At 71.8% G+C, this 954-nt stretch carries 1 protein-coding gene; it reads right to left on the bottom strand.

What is annotated here, in order from left to right; translation table 11 throughout:
• Positions 1-197: 197 nt before the first annotated feature.
• Entirely contained in the window at positions 198-638 is a 441-nt protein-coding gene (locus P1P70_RS45120) for an EamA/RhaT family transporter (protein ID WP_319248356.1), read from the bottom strand.
• Between the last annotated feature and the right edge of the window lie 316 nt (positions 639-954).

Raw genomic sequence — 954 nt, 5'->3', positions numbered from 1 at the left:
GGTGAGGGCGGGAGGTGGTCATGGAGGCATCGTCGCTTGTGGTGTGGGGTGTTGGGGAGGGGTTCGTCGTCCCCACCCGCCCCTGCCCGCCCCATTCTCGAGGGGTTGCGCCCCTTTGAGCCCGCCACGGTGCGCTCCTGTGGTGCGGGTCCGTGGAGGTTCTCGCGCAGTTTCCCGCGCCTCTGCCCGGGGTGCTGTCAGGGGCGGCGGCCTCGCTTCGCCGGGTTGCCGGTGCGCTTGGCTGTGCGGCGTTCGTACTGGTCGCGGGCCGTGGTGTATTCCTCGCGGCGGAGGGACTCGCCCGGGGCCTCCTTCAGGGAGCGGAGGAAGTAGGCGGCCAGGGAGCCGAGGAAGCCGATGGTGAGGAGACCGCGCAAGGAGGACTGGCGGGCCGGGTCGGGGCGTTTGGTGTACGAGCCCCAGGTGTGGCCGAAGGCCAGGGCGCTGCAGATGGCGAACATGATGACGACCAGGATGCTGACGAAGCCGCCGACCGCCGCCAGCTGCAGGCCCTCGTAGGCCAGGCGCAGCATCAGGGCGGAGGCGGCCACGGCGGCGAGCGAGCCTGCGGTGACGCCGGCACGGCGGGCCGAATAGTTGCCGTCGTGATTCAGCCAGGTCGTCCCGAAGAAACGGATCGGTTCGGGGAGAGGGCCCGCAGGAGTGGCCCCGGCCGCCGAAGGCGCTCGGCGGCCCTGCGGCTCTGCCGACTCCTGCTGCGTCTGCTGTGCCTTCTGTGCCTTCTGTGCCTGCTGCTCCCGCCGCTCCGCCCGGGTGTTCTTCGGTTCATCGCTCACGCGTCGATTATCGCCCCGGTCGAATTGGGCTTGGCGGCGGCATCGGGGAGGGGACGAACCCAGGGCCACGCCCCCGAAGGCCCCGGCTCCCGCTCGGCCGCGACCACCCGAAAGCCCAGGCTTCCGTTCAGTCGCGGCCCCGGCCGCCCCGTGACCG

Origin of the sequence: Streptomyces sp. MB09-02B (assembly GCF_033794485.1) — a bacterium.
Classification (GTDB): Bacteria; Actinomycetota; Actinomycetes; order Streptomycetales; family Streptomycetaceae; genus Streptomyces.
Note: the sequence above shows the minus strand (reverse complement) of the source record. Positions and strands in the feature narration are given on the sequence as shown.